This window comes from Flavonifractor porci, assembly GCF_037572415.1.
Taxonomy (GTDB): domain Bacteria; phylum Bacillota; class Clostridia; order Oscillospirales; family Oscillospiraceae; genus Flavonifractor; species Flavonifractor porci.
Genome location: NZ_JBBHLB010000022.1, coordinates 1 through 16,267, shown reverse-complemented (window position 1 = coordinate 16,267; position 16,267 = coordinate 1). Strand labels below are relative to the sequence as shown.

The 16,267-nt window shown below is 61.1% G+C and carries 17 protein-coding genes and 1 riboswitch; of the genes, 15 read left to right on the top strand and 2 right to left on the bottom strand.

What is annotated here, in order from left to right; all coding sequences use genetic code 11:
- The 11 genes from WHJ28_RS14915 to trhA all read left to right on the top strand — a co-directional run bounded on the left by WHJ28_RS14915 (position 1) and on the right by trhA (position 11,367).
- Positions 1 to 1,644, top strand: a complete 1,644-nt coding sequence (locus tag WHJ28_RS14915) for a sensor histidine kinase (protein WP_340042856.1) — start codon at positions 1 to 3, stop codon at positions 1,642 to 1,644.
- A 48-nt stretch (positions 1,645 to 1,692) separates the two neighbouring features.
- Positions 1,693 to 2,520 (top strand): DUF975 family protein, encoded by an 828-nt coding sequence (locus WHJ28_RS14910; protein WP_340042855.1) that lies wholly within the window; start codon positions 1,693 to 1,695, stop codon positions 2,518 to 2,520.
- 52 nt (positions 2,521 to 2,572) lie between these two features.
- A riboswitch (cobalamin riboswitch) is annotated at positions 2,573 to 2,767 on the top strand.
- A gap of 156 nt (positions 2,768 to 2,923) precedes the next feature.
- Positions 2,924 to 3,595 (top strand): hypothetical protein, encoded by a 672-nt coding sequence (locus WHJ28_RS14905; protein WP_340042854.1) that lies wholly within the window; start codon positions 2,924 to 2,926, stop codon positions 3,593 to 3,595.
- A 99-nt stretch (positions 3,596 to 3,694) separates the two neighbouring features.
- Complete coding sequence (locus WHJ28_RS14900; protein ID WP_340042853.1) at positions 3,695 to 4,555, top strand: MSCRAMM family protein; 861 nt, start codon at positions 3,695 to 3,697, stop codon at positions 4,553 to 4,555.
- Positions 4,556 to 4,644: 89 nt separating this feature from the next.
- A complete protein-coding gene (locus tag WHJ28_RS14895) occupies positions 4,645 to 4,920 on the top strand; it encodes a hypothetical protein (protein WP_340042852.1) in 276 nt (91 codons plus the stop codon).
- Positions 4,921 to 5,049: 129 nt separating this feature from the next.
- A complete protein-coding gene (gene polA / locus WHJ28_RS14890; protein WP_340042850.1) occupies positions 5,050 to 7,710 on the top strand; it encodes a DNA polymerase I in 2,661 nt (886 codons plus the stop codon).
- Positions 7,711 to 7,722: 12 nt separating this feature from the next.
- Positions 7,723 to 8,328, top strand: a complete 606-nt coding sequence (locus WHJ28_RS14885) for a GNAT family N-acetyltransferase (protein ID WP_340042849.1) — start codon at positions 7,723 to 7,725, stop codon at positions 8,326 to 8,328.
- A complete protein-coding gene (rimI, locus tag WHJ28_RS14880) occupies positions 8,325 to 8,777 on the top strand; it encodes a ribosomal protein S18-alanine N-acetyltransferase (protein WP_340042848.1) in 453 nt (150 codons plus the stop codon). The genes WHJ28_RS14885 and rimI overlap by 4 nt, the downstream gene beginning before the upstream one ends.
- Entirely contained in the window at positions 8,770 to 9,363 is a 594-nt protein-coding gene (locus tag WHJ28_RS14875; RefSeq protein ID WP_340042847.1) for a GNAT family N-acetyltransferase, read from the top strand. The genes rimI and WHJ28_RS14875 overlap by 8 nt, the downstream gene beginning before the upstream one ends.
- A 3-nt stretch (positions 9,364 to 9,366) precedes the next feature.
- Complete coding sequence (gene tsaD, locus WHJ28_RS14870; protein WP_340042846.1) at positions 9,367 to 10,377, top strand: tRNA (adenosine(37)-N6)-threonylcarbamoyltransferase complex transferase subunit TsaD; 1,011 nt, start codon at positions 9,367 to 9,369, stop codon at positions 10,375 to 10,377.
- A 240-nt stretch (positions 10,378 to 10,617) separates the two neighbouring features.
- Entirely contained in the window at positions 10,618 to 11,367 is a 750-nt protein-coding gene (gene trhA / locus WHJ28_RS14865) for a PAQR family membrane homeostasis protein TrhA (RefSeq protein ID WP_340042845.1), read from the top strand.
- A gap of 43 nt (positions 11,368 to 11,410) precedes the next feature.
- On the opposite strand, the gene spoVAE is transcribed toward trhA, so the two are convergent.
- Together spoVAE and spoVAD are read right to left on the bottom strand one after the other, a co-directional pair.
- Complete coding sequence (gene spoVAE, locus WHJ28_RS14860; RefSeq protein WP_340042844.1) at positions 11,411 to 11,779, bottom strand: stage V sporulation protein AE; 369 nt, start codon at positions 11,777 to 11,779, stop codon at positions 11,411 to 11,413.
- Between the two features lie 9 nt (positions 11,780 to 11,788).
- Positions 11,789 to 12,802 (bottom strand): stage V sporulation protein AD, encoded by a 1,014-nt coding sequence (gene spoVAD, locus WHJ28_RS14855; RefSeq protein ID WP_340042843.1) that lies wholly within the window; start codon positions 12,800 to 12,802, stop codon positions 11,789 to 11,791.
- A 190-nt stretch (positions 12,803 to 12,992) separates the two neighbouring features.
- Here spoVAD and WHJ28_RS14850 point away from each other — a divergent pair, with 190 nt between their 5' ends.
- Genes WHJ28_RS14850 through WHJ28_RS14835 form a run of 4 tightly spaced genes read left to right on the top strand, consistent with a single transcriptional unit; the run spans position 12,993 to position 16,142 of the window.
- Entirely contained in the window at positions 12,993 to 13,610 is a 618-nt protein-coding gene (locus WHJ28_RS14850; RefSeq protein ID WP_340042842.1) for a hypothetical protein, read from the top strand.
- Positions 13,611 to 13,613: 3 nt separating this feature from the next.
- Entirely contained in the window at positions 13,614 to 14,366 is a 753-nt protein-coding gene (locus WHJ28_RS14845) for an acyl-[acyl-carrier-protein] thioesterase (RefSeq protein WP_340042841.1), read from the top strand.
- A 39-nt stretch (positions 14,367 to 14,405) separates the two neighbouring features.
- Positions 14,406 to 15,881 carry an IMP dehydrogenase gene (gene guaB / locus WHJ28_RS14840; protein WP_340042840.1) on the top strand — a complete coding sequence of 492 codons (1,476 nt, stop codon included), beginning with the start codon at positions 14,406 to 14,408 and terminating at the stop codon, positions 15,879 to 15,881.
- 3 nt (positions 15,882 to 15,884) lie between these two features.
- Entirely contained in the window at positions 15,885 to 16,142 is a 258-nt protein-coding gene (locus WHJ28_RS14835; protein ID WP_340042839.1) for a hypothetical protein, read from the top strand.
- Positions 16,143 to 16,267: the final 125 nt, after the last annotated feature.

The window sequence follows — 16,267 nt, the reverse complement described above, 5'->3', positions numbered from 1 at the left end:
ATGAAGAACGGACGGCTCCTGCTGAAACGGTTTGTGCTGATGCTGGGCATCTTTCTGCTGCTGTGGGGGGCGGTCATGGGGGCCGCCGTCTGGCGGAACAGCCAGTGGAGCCGGGAAGATATCTCCCGGCGCATGAATGAATATCGCATAGGGTTCCAGCGCAACAGCCAGCTGACCTGGTCGCCGGGGACTCATACCGGGGTGGTGTACTTCGGGACCTGGGACCCGGAGCGGGCAGATGTACTGCTGAGCCGGAATACCTATCTGCTGGGCCGCTATGGGGGACAGCTGGTGAGCCGGGCCTATGACAAGGAGGGGAGCCTGCTGGGCCAGAGCCAGCTGCTCACCGCCTGGATCACCGTGGAGCAGCCAGGCGATACCGTGCGTTTTGAGGACTATGATCTGCTCTTTGACCCGGTGATGACGGACGAGAAGCAGGTGGCGGCGGCCCGCATCCTGGAGGAGCACCCCTGGCTCACCGGGTCGGAATCCTACGGCAACCCGGAGCGGGATAGCTTTGACGGTGCGGACATTACCGGCTGGCAGGACGGGACAGTGCTCTATCCCCAAAAGGTGGTACTGAACTTTGCCGATGGCCCTGTCACCCTGATGGAGTCGGAAAGCGACTTTTTCCGGGGCAAGGAGCTGACGGAGTATCATGCTCTTGACGTGGAAATCTATGCCGCCCTGGTGGGGGCGGGCAGGCCGGAAAAACGGCTGGAGGCATACCGGGCCATGGAGGAGAAATTGGACCAGCTGGAGGTGTTCTGGGAGGAGCATCAGGGAAGTGCCATGGTGCTGGGGGATGGTGTGACCACCATGAGTACTTGTGGAGAGATGGACCTGGCCATCACCTATCAGCTACCCGAAGGCTATTATTTCTACGGCATGGTCCCCCTTGCTCTGATTACCCTGGGGGCGGCGGTGGCCCTGGCGCTGTTCACCGCCTGGCTGGAGACCCGGGCCATCCGGCGGGAACGGGCCTTTACCCGAGCGGCGGCCCATGAACTCAAGACCCCGCTGGCGGTGCTGCGTACCCACGCCGAGGCCCTGCGGGAGGATATTGACCCCGCCAAACGGGACCAGTACCTGGACACCGTGGTGGCCGAGAGCGACCGGATGGCGGCCCTGGTGGGGAACCTGATGGACCTGGCCCGGCTGGAGAGCGGCGGCAGGGTGGAGCGGGAGCCGCTGGATCTGGCCGCCCTGGTGGCGAACGGGGCTGCCCGACTGTCCCTGCTGGCGGAGGAAAAGGGGATCGAACTGCGTACCCAACTGACCCCGGCGTCCATGCTGGGGGACCGGCTGAGGCTGGAGGAAGTGGTGGACAATCTGGCGGACAATGCCATGCGCCACTGTACCCCCGGCGGCGCGGTGACCATTGCCCTGGCCCAAAAGAGACGGCGGATCACGCTGACGGTGGATAATGACGGCGCGCCTATTCCGCAAAAACATCTGGACCGCCTGTTTGAGCCCTTCTATCGGGAAGATGCGGGCCGCGGCCGGGCGGACGGAGGTACCGGCCTGGGCCTGGCCATTGTCCGGGCAGTAGTGGAGGCCCACGGAGGCCGCTGCTGGGCGGTCAACCGTACGGGAGGCGTGACCTTTACGGTGGTGCTGCCCGGGTTGCAATCGGAAACATGATGTGGTATCATTTCCTCGACAATATGAAAGTGATTGTGAGGGAATACCATGGGATATAACCGTCCTCAGTCCAAGTGGCTGGCCCGGGACGCCATGCGGGGAGCCTATCCCCACCCTATGCTGGTAACGCTGGTGTATGTGCTGCTGACCGGCGTATTGGGCAGTGTGGTGCTGAATTTTGTGGCCGAGCCTTTTCAGGCCGCCTATTTTTATCTGACGGAAACCAATTATGAGGTGGAAGAGATTCTGACCGCCATCTTTACCCCCCAGCGGATCACGGTGATTCTGGTGATGGAACTGCTGCTGGCACTGTATCGTTGGGTCATGGATTACGGATATACCTCCTATTGCCTGCGGCTGGCCCGGCGGGAGGGCCCCAGCTACCGCAATCTGCTGGACGGCTTTTACACCATGGGCCGGGCGCTGGCTGTGAATTTCCTGTCCGCTTTGTTTGTGTTCCTGTGGGGACTTATCGGCATGGCGGTCTATGCGGGCTTTGTGTTCCTGGCCTATCTGACACACAGCGTCACCCTGATCCTTATCGGCGCTTTGATCATGCTGGTTTGGATGGTTGCCATATCCTATCGTTACCGGCTGGCGGTCTATTTTCTTCTAGACCACCCGGAGATGGGTGCCCTGGAGGCCATTGGCCATAGCCGCAGCGCCATGCGGGGCAATATCATGGAACTGTTTGTACAGGACCTGTCCTTTCTGGGATGGCTGATTTTGTCTCCCTTCACCTTGGGTATTCTGAGCCTGTGGATCGGTCCCTATATGGGGGCGGCCAATGCCAATTTTTATAACTGGGTGGTGTATGGGGCCTTTCCTCAACAGCCCCAGCCCGGTAGCTGGAACGGACCCTACGGTGGGATGTGACCAAAGTAGGCATTGTATTTTCGGCCAGAGATGATATAATAGGACTAACAACTGAATCCAATCAGCGGTTGGTAGCTGTCCGCCCTCATGGGCGGAGCTTTCAATGGGAATGCGGTGCAAGTCCGCAGCAGCCCTCTCTACTGTAAGGATGACGAGCGCTCATAAGGTCACTGTCCGGTGCACGGATGGGAAGACGGGCGTAAGGTGGAATCCAAGCCAGGAGACCAGCCAGCCGCGCAGAGAACGCGCGTGTTCGGCGGGGAAACGGCGCGTGATAGCAGCACAGGCATTTGAGCCGATGAAAAAGAGTTTCCCGTCCGGGAAACTCTTTTCTTTTGCCGCGGCCTGGGCCAGAGACATCCCCGCCGAAATCCATTTGCAGTGGCAGGGAGGTAACAAGGCCATGGAACAGATTAGAAAGAGTAGATTATCCCAGCGGGAATTGAACGGATACCGTCAATGGCTGATGGAACTGGAGGAGGAGATGACTGATACGCCTGGATTGTCTCAGCAGCTGGATGGAGATCTGACCCTCTATTTTTCTCCGGAATGTCCTATTGGCAGACAGGTGTATACCAGCTTTTCCGATGAAGAATTACTGGCGCCGCTGGTGGAGACCATGGAGGGGCGAAATGGCTCGCCCCGTCCGGAGCGGCTGCTGTGCGTCTACCGCTGGTATCTGGAAAAGCGCTTTGGCTCCCTCCATCATGCCTGTTGGCGGGCCCGGGGCCGGAGCCGTCAACAGGCGGCAGAGCGGATGTGGCCGGCGGACTGGCCCGAACGGGTGGATATTCTGCCCTTCCTGGAGCGGTGCGCGTCCCGGGGGATATGCCTGGATGAGGACGCCCGGCGGGAACTGGGGAAGTACTGCGCGGCGGTGCAGAAAGCAGGTCAGCCTCCCAGCCGGGAGGAACTGCCCCGGGAACTGGATGCACTGTTTGGGCAGGCGGGCTGTACCTGGCAGACCGGGCTGGAGCTGCTGGGTATCCCGGCGCTGAGTAAATCGGTGCGCCGGCATATGCGGCGCTATTGGGCTCAGGCCGATGGACGAGACGAAAGTCAGACCCGTGCCTAGCGTGGGAACCATTCCGCCTGCTCCTGGATAGTATGGGATGTGTGCTGCCCGGCAGCGCACAAACTGATTGGATCAGACCATCATACAGGAGGATATGTTATGGCGGATATCAAGCAGGACCTTCTCGGCCTGGAGTACAGCGCCAGCTTTACGCTGCAAGGCATCCAGGAGGCGGACATCAATCTGGAGCTGCCTCCGGTATCGGGTGGTTCCGCCACCGTATATGGCACAGTGACCGACGGCACAGACCCGCTGGCCGATGCCACCGTCAAGCTGTTTGACAGCACCGGAGCACCTTTCCAGCATACCCTGACTGATGCGGCCGGAAACTATACCCTTAACAATGTTCCGGCGGGCACTTACACCATCAGTGCGGTCAAAAATGGTTATCTGCTCAGCGTGCCTCGGGGGATCTCGCTGACCAACAGTTCTACCACCCAGATCGCATTGACCTGTATTGCCGAGCCTACACTGGCTCTGGGCACCATTGCGGGTGTGCTGACCACCACGGAGGGTTCCGTTGTTACCCCGCTGGCCGGAGCCAAACTGACCCTGAAAGACAGTTCTGATACTGTGGTAGCCACCACCTATTCGGCGGATGACGGTGAGTTCCTGTTCTACGATGTGGCTGACGGCACCTATACTGTGCTGGCTTCGGCTGAGGGCTACCTGACTTCGGCGCCCATGACGGTCACCATTACCGGCGGGTCCATTGCCAACGTGACCATGTCCCTGACAGTGGACACCCGCACTTACAGCGGTACGGTGAGCGGCATCATTCGGGATCAGAAGGGCGCGGCTGTAGCCGGATGTTTCGTGGGTTTGTATCAGGTGACCGGAATCGGTTCCGCTGCGGTGGAGACTCTGATCGCCACCACCAAGACCAATGCCGAGGGGAAATACCTCTTTGGCGGCGTTACCGGCGGTCAGTACCTGGTCAAGGCCAAGCTGGAGCGGTAATTGGGGGGACCCCGTTCTGCCTGCAAAACAAGGAGGAGCGGGAGGATAATTTCTGCCTGAGTGCGGGGTATACACTCTGCGCGGTACGGGTGCTGGTGCGGCCCCTTTGTTCCGGCGACTGGCTGACCCTTTGTCCCTGGAAGGGGTGCAGCAGCTGGAGCCGGCCCGCGGTAGGGGAGAGCCTGTTCGGCTTTCTTCCGCCGGGGCGGTATTTGCTGGGGTTGGACCGGAACTGCCGGTGTGTCTGTCGGCTGAGGCTGACGCTGCCGCCGGGCGCCAACGTGACCCTGTGGCTGGACCCGGCGGAGAGGACCTGGAGCTGGCGGCGGGAATTTTTCCACTGCCTCTATAATCAACGGAAATAAAGAGGGCAAAAGCTCGCTGGTCCCCAATGGGGGCCGGCGGGCTTTTCTCTTGTATGGGGCGGAGAAAGCTGGTATACTATAACCTGAGATTTTATGTCCGGCAGAAACCGGACGGCAGGAGGTCCTTTCATGAAGCTCATGGTCATTGACGGCAATTCCATCATCAACCGGGCCTTTTACGGCATCCGGCTGCTCACCACCAAGGACGGTACCCCCACCAATGCCGTGTATGGCTTTGTGAACATCCTGCTCAAGCTGATTGACGAGGAGCAGCCTGAGGCATTGTGCGTCACCTTTGACCGGAAGGCCCCCACCTTTCGCCATCTGGCCTATGAGGGCTACAAGGCCCAGCGGAAGGGAATGCCCGAGGAACTGGCTGCCCAGCTGCCCATCCTGAAGCAGGTGCTGGAGGCCATGAATATTCCCCGTTACGAGCTGGACGGCTGGGAAGCCGACGATCTCATCGGTACCATCTCCATGAAGGACACAGCCGCCGGGTGGGACACCGTCATCGTCACCGGCGACAAGGACTCCCTCCAGCTGGTCACCGACACCACCCGGGTGAAGCTGGTGTCCACCCGCATGGGTCAGACCACCACCAAGGAGATGACCCCCGAGGCCTTCCGGGAGGCCTATGGTTTCGATCCCATCCACATGGTGGACCTGAAGGCCCTGATGGGGGATACCAGCGACAACATCCCCGGCGTCAAGGGCATTGGGGAAAAGACCGCTATGGATCTGATCCAGCGCTACCACAGCGTGGAAACCATTTATCAGGATCTGGACAGCGTGGAGGCCAAGCCTGCCGTGCTCAAGAAGCTGGCCGAGGGAGTGGATCAGGCCAAAATGTCCTATGACCTGGCCCTCATCCACTGTGACGCACCTATTGACTTTACCCCGGAGGCTAACCTGCGGAAGGAGCCCAATGCCCCTGTCCTCTATGAGCTGTTCCTCAAACTGGAGTTCAATAAACTCATCGACAAGCTGGGCCTCAGCGCCCCCCAGGGGGAGGTACAGCAGGAGGAGGAATTTACCGGCACCTGCACCAGCGAGGAGGTCACCGACCGCGCCCGGGCGGAGGAACTGCTGGCCATCTGGCGGCAGCAGGACAGTGTGGATGTGCTGGCCCTGCCCTCCCTGGACGTGGTGGTGGTGGAGCACTGGGAGAGCGAACGGGACAGTCGCGCCGCCATCCTCAGGGCCGATCAGCTGGAGGGGTACAACGAGGTCCTGAAGGGCCTCTTCGCCCCCGATATCAAGAAGAACGCCCACGACGTGAAAACCCTGCTGTCCCGGCTGCTGGATGAGGGCATCGAGGGGGGCGGATTCGTCTTTGATACCGCCATCGCTGCCTATCTGCTGGCCCCAACCGACGGCAGTTACGAACTGGAGACTCTGGGTATGCGGTGGTTCAACCACGAATTTCTCAAGGCCAAGGACACCTACCTGGCCAAGGATGCCTTCAGCCCTCTGGGGGATTCCACCAAGGCCCTGGGCGTCATGCTGTCCCACTGTGCCCTCATCGACGCGCTGAAGGACCCCATGGCCGCCCGTTTGCACGAACTGGGCATGGACAAGCTCTATTACGAGGTGGAGCTTCCTCTGTGTCCGGTGCTGGCCGGGATGGAGCACGCCGGAGTGCTGGTGGACCGGGGGGCCCTCACCGCCTTTGGCGAGATGCTGGACGAGCGCATCAAGGCCGACGAGACCCTGATCTATGAGCTGGCAGGGGAGAAATTCAACATCAACTCCACCCAGCAGTTCGGCAAGATCCTTTTTGACAAGCTGGGCCTGCCCCCGGTGAAAAAGACCAAGACAGGCTACTCCACCAATGCCGAGGTGCTGGAGAAGCTGCGGGACAAGCACCCCATCGTGGAGGCGGTGCTGGACTACCGGCAGCTGGCCAAGCTGAAGTCCACCTATGTGGACGGCCTTACCAAGGTGATCGCCGCCGACGGGCGCATCCACACCTCCTTCCAGAATACCGTCACCGCCACCGGGCGGCTCAGTTCCACTGAGCCCAACCTGCAAAACATCCCCGTCCGCACCGAGCTGGGGGCGGAGCTGCGGAAGATGTTCGTGGCTCCGGCGGGGAAGATGCTGGTGGATGCCGACTACTCCCAGATCGAGCTGCGGCTGCTGGCCCACATCGCCGGGGACGAGCATATGATATCCGCTTTCCGCTCCGGGGAGGACATCCACACCGTCACCGCCTCCCAGGTATTTGGGGTGTCATCCGATGAAGTGACCCACGAGATGCGCCGCCGGGCCAAGGCGGTGAACTTCGGTATCGTCTACGGCATCTCCGACTTCTCCCTGTCCCAGGATATCGGGGTTACCCGGGCGGAGGCCAAGGAGTATATGGAGAAATATTTCGAGAAGTATTCCGGCGTCCACGCCTATATGACCCAGGTGGTGGAGCAGGCCAAGGCAGACGGCTATGTGTCCACCCTTATGGGCCGCCGGCGGTGGCTGCCGGAGCTGAAATCCTCCAACTTCAATATGCGCTCCTTCGGGGAGCGGGTGGCCCTGAATATGCCCATCCAGGGTACCGCCGCCGATATCATCAAGCTGGCCATGATCCGGGTGGCGGACAAGCTGCGTGCCGAGGGCCTGGAGGCCAGACTCATCCTACAGGTCCACGACGAACTCATCGTGGAGTGCCCCGAGGGGGAGACCGAGCGGGTCAAGAACCTGCTGGAGAACGAGATGGAGCAGGTGGTGCAGCTGGCCCTGCCTCTCATTGCCGAAGCTTATGCCGGGAAGAGTTGGGCGGAGGCCAAGGGCTGAAAGGAGCCTGCTGTGGAGTTGAGGAGACTGACCTACAGGGAGCTGATCCCCTGGTATGAACAGGAACTGACCGAGGCATTTCCGCCCAATGAGCGCAAGCCCTTTGGGGATATTCTGGCCCTGATGGACCGGGGACGCTATGAGGTATGGGGCCTCTTTGACGGTGACACCCTGCTGGGCTACGCCACCCTTTGGATGGAACCTGGGGACAAAAGCTGCATTTTGCTGGACTATCTGGGGGTGACCGCCGTCCGGCGGAACAGAGGCCTGGGCGGTCAGATCGTCCGGATGCTGGCGGAGCAGCTGGCGGGGAAGTCCATGCTGCTCATCGAGGCGGAGCGGCCAGTGGAAGGGGACGACCCGGTGGAGAATGCGCTCCGTCGTCGCCGCCTGGCCTTCTATGAGCGGTGCGGTTTTGTGCCCGCCTACGATATGGCCACCTGCGGGATGCGGTTTACCACCTTTCTGCCGGAAATTCCCGCGGATCTGGCCCCGGTGATGGCCCTGCATAAGGCTATTTACGGCCCTGCCCGCACCGATGTGAAGGTGCCCCTGGGGCCGGATGAGTTGCCGCCCGGCCCACCGGGCTGGATGAAAGAAGGAGAGAGTACAACATGAACTATAAACTGGTCCCCATGGACAAGTCCCACCTGAGCCAGGTGGCGGCCATCGAGCGGGAGTGCTTTTCCCATCCCTGGTCGGAGGCCCTGCTGGAGCAGGAACTGTACAACGATATGATCTCCCTGGTGGTGGCCGAGGGGGAGGACGGCACCGTGCTGGGCTACGGCGAGGTGCGGGCCGTGCTGGACGAGGGTACCCTGGAGAAAATTGCGGTGGCTCCGGCTTACCGCCGTCAGGGGGTGGCAGAGGCTATTCTGGGCGCTTATATCCGGTTTGGGCAGGCCCACCTGGCCTTCCTCACTCTGGAGGTGCGGGAGAGCAATGCTCCTGCCATTGCCCTGTATGAAAAGCTGGGCTTTCAGACGGTGGGCCGCCGGAAGAACTACTACCGGGAGGAGCACGAGGATGCCCTGCTGATGACGGTGGAGTTTGGGGACCATGCCTGAACTGCGTCTGCTCACCGACAGCCAGCTGCGACAGGTTTACCGGGTCCATGTGAAGCGGGATTTTCCCCGCAGCGAGCGGCGGCCCCTTACCTCCATCCGCAGCCTCCGCTGGGCTGGGCGTTATGATACCTGGGGTGTCTTTGAGGGGGATGCGCTGCTGGCCTATGCCTTTTTATGGCGGACGGCGGAGGGTAACTGTGCCCTGCTGGATTATCTGGCTGTGTGTCCTGAGGGACGGGGCCGGGGATTGGGCACCCAGGCGCTGGAACTGCTGAAAGCCCGGTATGGACCGGCGTGTACCCTGCTGGCAGAGGCGGAGGCGCCGGAGCCGGGGCTTCCTCCGGAGGAGGACCGGGTGCGCCGCCGCCGGTTGGCCTTTTACCAGCGGGCGGGGTTCCGGCTGATGACTTATCAGGCGGATATTTTCCGTGTGCGCTATGCCATGCTGGTGTGGGCAGAGTCCTGTGTACTGGACGAAGAGACCCTCCAGGAGACCCACCGGGGGCTGTATCAGAGCCAGATGCCCCCTGTTCTGTTTCGCCGGATGATCCATATTCCGGCGGCTCACTGCGGAAAGAAGGAATGAACCATGAATATTCTTGCCATTGAATCCTCCTGCGACGAGACCGCCGTGGCGGTGGTGCGGGACGGCCGCACCGTCCTGTCCGACGCCATCGCCTCCCAGGCGGATATGCACGCTATTTACGGCGGCGTGGTGCCTGAGATCGCCTCCCGCAAGCACATCGAGGCCATTGCCGGTCTGGGCGATCAGGCCCTCCGGCAGGCGGGGGTCACCCGGAGCGACATCGACGCCGTGGCGGTGACCTACGCCCCCGGCCTCATCGGCGCCCTGCTGGTGGGGGTTAACTTCGCCAAGTCGGTGGCCTACGGTCTCAATGTGCCCATCATCCCGGTCCACCATGTCCGGGGCCATATCGCCGCCAATTACATCGCCCACCCCGACCTGGAGCCCCCCTTTGTGTGCCTCTGTGTCTCCGGCGGCAACACTATGATCGTGGACGTAAAGGGCTACACCGACATGGAGATCCTGGGCACCACCCGGGACGACGCGGCTGGGGAGTGCTTTGATAAGGTGGCCCGGGTGCTGGGGATCGGCTATCCCGGCGGCGCTCCTATGGACAAGCTGGCCCAGGGCGGTGATGATACCCGTTACGAGCTGCCCCGGGCCCATGTGGCGGACGCCCCTCTGGATATGTCCTTCTCAGGACTCAAAACAGCAGTGCTCAACCTGGCTCACAACACCGCGCAGAAGGGGGAGGAGCTGGACATGAAGGGTCTGGCGGCCTCCTTTGCCGCCGCCGTCAGCGATACCCTGGTGCCCCGTACCATGGAGGCCGCCAAGCGCTGCGGCTATGGCAAAATTGCCGTGGCGGGCGGTGTGGCGGCCAATTCCCGTATCCGGGCCGATCTGGAAGCGGCCTGCCGTCAGTCCGGCGATCAGCTGTTCCTGCCTCCTCTGTCCCTGTGCGGGGACAACGGGGCCATGATTGGCTGCCAGGGCTACTATGAATATCTGGCGGGCAAGCGGGGTGGCATGGACCTGAACGCTTACGCCACCCGGGATATTAAAAAAGGTTAATTGGATTTGAATCAAAAGCGGCGGTTTTTTGTAAAAACCGCCGCTTTTTGCTGCCTTTTCTGAGAAGAGGATAGGACAGGGGAGAAAAGGGTATGCTACAGACATCCTGTACAGAAAAGATGATATAATTTTAAAAATTATATCATCTTTTGATATTGACAATATTATAAGATGAAAGTTATACTATAAGAGGAGGAAGGATACCTCCTATCAGCTTTGACAGAATGGCAGGTGTATGGTATGAATCAGGAGAACATTTTAAGAGGCAACCCTTCCGCCCTCTATTATCATCCCAAGGCCCGTCCGGTCCGGAAGGTGAAACAGGAGCGGGACCCCTATGACGGCCTGCGGCCCTGGTCAGCCATTACCCACGGTATGGGCGCGGCGCTGGCTGCTGTGGGCACGGTGCTGTTGGTGGCCCGCTGCCTGCTGGAGGAGCTGAGTGTGTGGCATCTGGTCTCCTTCCTGATCTATGGGATCAGTATGGTGGGCCTGTACACTGCCAGCACCCTGTACCACTGCATCAATACCAGTGTGGCCGGACGTATTGCCCTGCGGAAATATGACCATGCCTCCATCTATTTCCTCATCGCCGGCAGCTACACCCCTGTGTGTCTGGTGGCGCTGCGGGAGATGGGCGGTTGGGGCTGGAGCCTCTTCGGCGTGATCTGGGGGCTGGCTCTGGCGGGGCTGGTGCTCACCCTGGTATGGCTCTCCGCGCCCCGTTGGCTCACCTCCGGCATCTATATCGCCATGGGGTGGCTGGCCATTGTCGCTCTGGTGCCCCTGATGCAGGTGCTGCCTGGGGCGGGAATGTTCTGGGTGCTGGGCGGCGGCGTGCTCTATACCATCGGCGGCGTACTCTATGCCGTTAAGTGGCCCGGCCGCAATAACCCCAGGTTCGGCTGCCACGAGATCTTCCATGTGTTTATCCTGGCGGGCTCCCTGTTCCATTTCATGATGATGTATCAGGTGATTGCCGCGCTGTAATAAAAGAAAGAGGGCCTGCTGCAGTCCTGCAGCAGGCCCTCTTTTAGGATTTTGGCCGGGATTTGAAGAGCAGAGCGCCCAGCAGGCCGAAAAGCACCGCCGCGGTGACTCCGCCCGCCGCGGCGGTAAGACCGCCGGTCAGAATACCCAGGGCGCCCTTTTCCGCCACTGCCTCCGCCACGCCTTTGGACAGCAGATAGCCGAAGCCGGTGAGGGGCACGGTGGCCCCAGCTCCGCCCCACTCCACCAGCCAGGGATAGATCCCAAGTCCACCCAGAATTACCCCGGCCACCACATAGGAGACCAGGATGCGGGCGGGGGTGAGGGAGGTCTTGTCAATGAGGATCTGCCCGATGAGGCAGAGGGTCCCGCCGCAGAGAAAGACCCGGGCATAGGTCCAGAAAATTTCCATGGATATACCTCACTTTCTGATGTCCAGCGCCACCGCGTGGCAGATGCTGGGGATGCTCTCCCCCTGTTGGGAGGAGGTGGGGGAGAGAAGAGCGCCGGTGCCGCAGAACAGGATGCGTTTCCAGCGGCCTCCGGCCATGCCGTTGAGGAGCATCCCCGCCAGCACCACCGCCGAGCAGCCGCAGCCGGAGCCGCCGCAGTGGACGTCCTGCCCCTCCAGATCGTAGATCAGGGTGCCGCAGTCGCTGTAATTTTTCAGGTCCATGCCGTCCCGGTGAAACCAGTCGGCAACAATGTCCCGGCCCAGCTGACCCAAATCGCCGGTGACGATCAGATCGTAGTCGGAGGGCTTGCGGCCCGTGTCCTGAAAATGGGCTGAGAGCGTCGAGTAGGCGGCGGGCGCCATAGCAGCTCCCATGTTGGCCGCGTCCTTGATGCCCTTGTCCACCACTTTGCCGGTGGTGACGTGGGTGACATAGGGGCCAGGCCCCTGGTCGGCCAGAATGACGCAGCCAGAACCGGTCACCGTCCACTGGGCGGTGGGGGTGCGCTGACCTCCATATTCCAGGGGGGAGCGGTACTGCCGCTCGGCGGAGCAGAAGTGGGAGGAGGTCATGGCCGCGATCTTTGTGCCATATCCCCCGTCCAGCAGCATGGAGGCCAGGGACAGGCTCTCCGCCATGGTGGAGCAGGCCCCGTACAGCCCGAAGAAGGGGACGTCCTGCCCCCGAACGGCAAAGCCGGAGCCGATACACTGGTTGAGCAGATCTCCCGCCAGCAGGTAGTCCAGACCGGATACACTGAGGCCGGCCTTGCTGAGAGCGGCGGCCAGGGCCAGCTTCTGCATGGCGCTCTCCGCCTTTTCCCAGCTCCGCTCTCCAAAGGAATCGTCCTGGCTGATGTGATCGAAGGTGGCGGCCAGAGGGCCTTCCCCTTCCTTTTTACCCACCACGGCGGCGCTGCCGATGACCGAAGGCGGGTCCTGAAGGGCCACGGTCTGACGGCCCAGTTTTTTGTTTGCCATATCCTCACCTCTGTTAGCTTGGGCGGCTGTCCGCCTGACAAATACTATTTTGAACGAAAAGTACGCAAAATATGACTCTGGATTTTGTAGGCGGACTGGCTGGTCAATCCGTTCTGTTTGCGTTATAATGTAACATATATTGCCGGGTCACCGGCACAACCGGCCTTACGGGCCGAACGGGAGGTCCGCTATGGAAGAACGATCCAAACGCACCCTGGCCTATCTGTGCCCTTCCTGCCACCAGAGTGTGGCGGTGGAGCGCACCGTGTTTCAGCTGGCGGCATCCGCCAACGAGCTGCCCTGCCCCTGCGGCAAGTCCGCCCTCCGGGTGGAGATGATGGGGGATCGGGTCAAACTGACGGTGCCCTGCCTCTCCTGCGGCCGGGACCACACCGTGACCTGCTCCACCCAGGCGTTCCTGCACCAGAAGGTGCTGGCCTTTTCCTGTGCCCAGTCCGGCCTGGACTGCTGCTATGTGGGGGAAGAAGGACCGGTGTTTGCCGCCCTTCAGCGGCTGGAGGCCGCCGCCGACAAGCTGGAGCGGGCGGAAGGGGAGGAGAAAGGCGCCTTTTTGGATGAGCTGGTGATGCATGAGGTACTCTCCGAGTTAAAGGAGATCGCCCAGCGGGACGGCATTTCCTGCACCTGCGGGTCCCACCGCTGGAAGCTTCAGGTCAACTACAGTTCCATCGATCTCTTCTGCGCCGACTGCGGAGCTGCCATGCGTATCCCGGCGGCCACCGACAACGACATTGACGATATCTGCTGCAAGACGAAACTGGTTATCCGTGGCAAAAAGGAGGGATGAGCGGTGTATTTTGAGGGCGACTACCCCATTGATTCCCGGGACGTAGACCCCTGGAATCACTGTAGGCCCTCCGGCCTGATGGGTATTTTGCAGGAGGCGGCGGTGGCCGCGGCCTGTGAGCTCCATGCGTCCCGGGAGGAAATGCTGGACAAGTACGGTCTTTTTTGGATGCTGGCCCGGATGTGGTACCGGCTGGACCGGCCCCTGAAGTGGAATGAGACCCTCAGCATCCGCACCTGGCACCGGGGCGGCGGCGGCGCCTCCAGCTACCGGGATTTTGACCTGTTTGTGGACGGCAAGCCGGTAGGTGAAGCTGTGTCCGTGTGGGTGCTGGCTGACGCGGATACCCACCGCCTGGCCCGTATGAGCAAGATAGAGGAGTTCCAGGGTACCGATGGCGGCGAGCTGTGTAAGGACAAGACCCTCTCCCGGTTCAAGCTGCCTCAGGAAATGGCGGCCGCGGATCATCGGGCCATGCACTACAGCGATACCGACATTAACGGCCATGTGAACAATGTCCGCTATGCCGACTTCATCTGCGACGCCATCCGCATGGACCAGCTGGGGCAGGATTTTTATGTCTCTGCCCTTCAGGTGGACTATCTGGCGGAGTGCATGGCGGGGGAGACCATTACCCTCTTTACCGGGGAGCAGGATGGCCTGCGATATATCCGGGGCGCTGATGCGGCGGGAAAAAGCCGCTTTGAAGGCGCGGTTGCCCTGACGCCACTTGACAGAGTGTTTACAATCAAGTAGAATAGATAAAATTTCATAGAAAGAAAAAGGAGATGCACTATGGTCAACACTGACGAGCACCAGAAGTTTCTGAAGCAGGGCCTTACCTTTGACGACGTACTGCTCATCCCGGCGGAGAGCGACGTTCTGCCCGCGGACATCGACCTGCACACCAGACTCACGCGCAAGATCCGGCTGAATGTGCCCCTGATGAGCGCCGCCATGGATACGGTGACTGAGTACCGCATGGCCATCGCCATTGCCCGTGAAGGCGGCATCGGCATCATCCACAAGAATATGTCCATTGGCGCTCAGGCTGAGCAGGTGGATATGGTCAAGCGCAGTGAGAATGGTGTTATCACCAACCCCTTCTGGCTGGCTCCCGGCCACACCCTGGCCGAGGCCGACGCCCTGATGGCCAAGTACCGGATCTCCGGCGTGCCCATCTGTAAGGACGGCAAGCTCATCGGTATCATCACCAACCGTGACATGAAGTTTGAGACCGACATGAGCCAGCTGGTGGACAACGTGATGACCAGGGACAACCTGGTCACCGCCAAGGAGGGCGTCACTCTGGAGGAGGCCAAGGAGCTTCTCCGCAAGCACAAGATCGAGAAGCTGCCCATCGTGGACGACGAGTACCGTCTGAAGGGCCTCATCACCATCAAGGACATCGAGAAGGCCACTGTGTATCCCAACTCCGCCCGTGACGACAAGGGCCGCCTGCTGGTGGGTGCCGCCATCGGCGCTACTCCCGACGTGCTGGATCGGGTACGCGCTCTGGTGGACGCCGGTGCCGACGTGCTGTGTCTGGACTCCGCCCACGGCCACTCCCACAACATTCTGGACTGCGTCCGCCGCATCAAGGCCGTCTACCCCGATGTGCAGCTGATCGCCGGCAACGTGGCCACCGCCGAGGGCACCCGTGCCCTTATCGAGGCGGGCGCCGACTGTGTGAAGATCGGTATTGGCCCCGGCTCCATCTGTACCACCCGCGTGGTGGCCGGTATCGGTGTGCCCCAGATCACCGCCGTCTATGACGCTGCCCGTGTGGCTGCCGAGTACGACATTCCCATCATCGCCGACGGCGGCGTGAAGTACTCCGGCGATATCGCCAAGGCTCTGGCCGCCGGCGCCAACGTAGTCATGCTGGGCTCCCTGCTGGCCGGCTGTGAGGAGTCCCCCGGAGACACCGAGGTCTATCAGGGCCGTCAGTTCAAGGTGTACCGCGGCATGGGCTCTCTGGGCGCCATGGCTTGCGGCTCCAAGGACCGTTACTTCCAGCAGAACAACAAGAAGCTGGTGCCCGAAGGCGTGGAAGGCCGCGTGCCCTACAAGGGACTGACTGGCGACACCATCTATCAGCTCACCGGCGGCCTGCGGGCCGGCATGGGCTACACCGGCTGCCACAGCATCGAGGAGCTGCATACCAAGGCTCAGTTCATGCAGATCACCGCCGCCGGCCTGAAGGAGTCCCATCCCCACGACATCTATATCACCAAGGAAGCCCCCAACTACACCGTCAATCCCCAGTAAGGTATGGAGCGCATCACCGAAAAGGGAACCTCCGGCCGCTGGATCATCCCACTGGAGCAGAGCGAAGCTGCCGCTGCCCGTCTGGCCGCCTTCGAGAATGCCTATGAGCGCCTGATCGCCCGTCAGAGTGAGATCGCCGCCAAAATGGAGGCCCTGAAGGCCCAGGGAAAGCAGAAGACGGCTCAGTTCCGGGAGTTGTTTGGGGAAAAACTCATGAATCAGAATACCCTGGCGCTGTGGGAGACCTACGGCGTTCGGTAAAGTACCAATGAACACATCCACCAGCGAAGCTGGTGGTTGTCACTATGCGGGCATAGCCCTTTGTTCCTCGCGGACGCGTGCAACGCGTAATACGATCTGCCAACTGCGTGAGGACTGCTACTTGC

Excerpts from the sequence above, each read along its gene's own strand:
- WHJ28_RS14915 (WP_340042856.1), top strand. The coding sequence starts at position 1 with ATGAAGAACGGACGGCTCCTGCTGAAACGGTTTGTGCTGATGCTGGGC.
- WHJ28_RS14910 (WP_340042855.1), top strand. The coding sequence starts at position 1,693 with ATGGGATATAACCGTCCTCAGTCCAAGTGGCTGGCCCGGGACGCCATG.
- WHJ28_RS14905 (WP_340042854.1), top strand. The coding sequence starts at position 2,924 with ATGGAACAGATTAGAAAGAGTAGATTATCCCAGCGGGAATTGAACGGA.
- WHJ28_RS14900 (WP_340042853.1), top strand. The coding sequence starts at position 3,695 with ATGGCGGATATCAAGCAGGACCTTCTCGGCCTGGAGTACAGCGCCAGC.
- polA (WP_340042850.1), top strand. The coding sequence starts at position 5,050 with ATGAAGCTCATGGTCATTGACGGCAATTCCATCATCAACCGGGCCTTT.
- rimI (WP_340042848.1), top strand. The coding sequence starts at position 8,325 with ATGAACTATAAACTGGTCCCCATGGACAAGTCCCACCTGAGCCAGGTG.
- WHJ28_RS14875 (WP_340042847.1), top strand. The coding sequence starts at position 8,770 with ATGCCTGAACTGCGTCTGCTCACCGACAGCCAGCTGCGACAGGTTTAC.
- tsaD (WP_340042846.1), top strand. The coding sequence starts at position 9,367 with ATGAATATTCTTGCCATTGAATCCTCCTGCGACGAGACCGCCGTGGCG.
- trhA (WP_340042845.1), top strand. The coding sequence starts at position 10,618 with ATGAATCAGGAGAACATTTTAAGAGGCAACCCTTCCGCCCTCTATTAT.
- spoVAE (WP_340042844.1), bottom strand. The coding sequence starts at position 11,779 with ATGGAAATTTTCTGGACCTATGCCCGGGTCTTTCTCTGCGGCGGGACC.
- spoVAD (WP_340042843.1), bottom strand. The coding sequence starts at position 12,802 with ATGGCAAACAAAAAACTGGGCCGTCAGACCGTGGCCCTTCAGGACCCG.
- WHJ28_RS14850 (WP_340042842.1), top strand. The coding sequence starts at position 12,993 with ATGGAAGAACGATCCAAACGCACCCTGGCCTATCTGTGCCCTTCCTGC.
- guaB (WP_340042840.1), top strand. The coding sequence starts at position 14,406 with ATGGTCAACACTGACGAGCACCAGAAGTTTCTGAAGCAGGGCCTTACC.
- WHJ28_RS14835 (WP_340042839.1), top strand. The coding sequence starts at position 15,885 with ATGGAGCGCATCACCGAAAAGGGAACCTCCGGCCGCTGGATCATCCCA.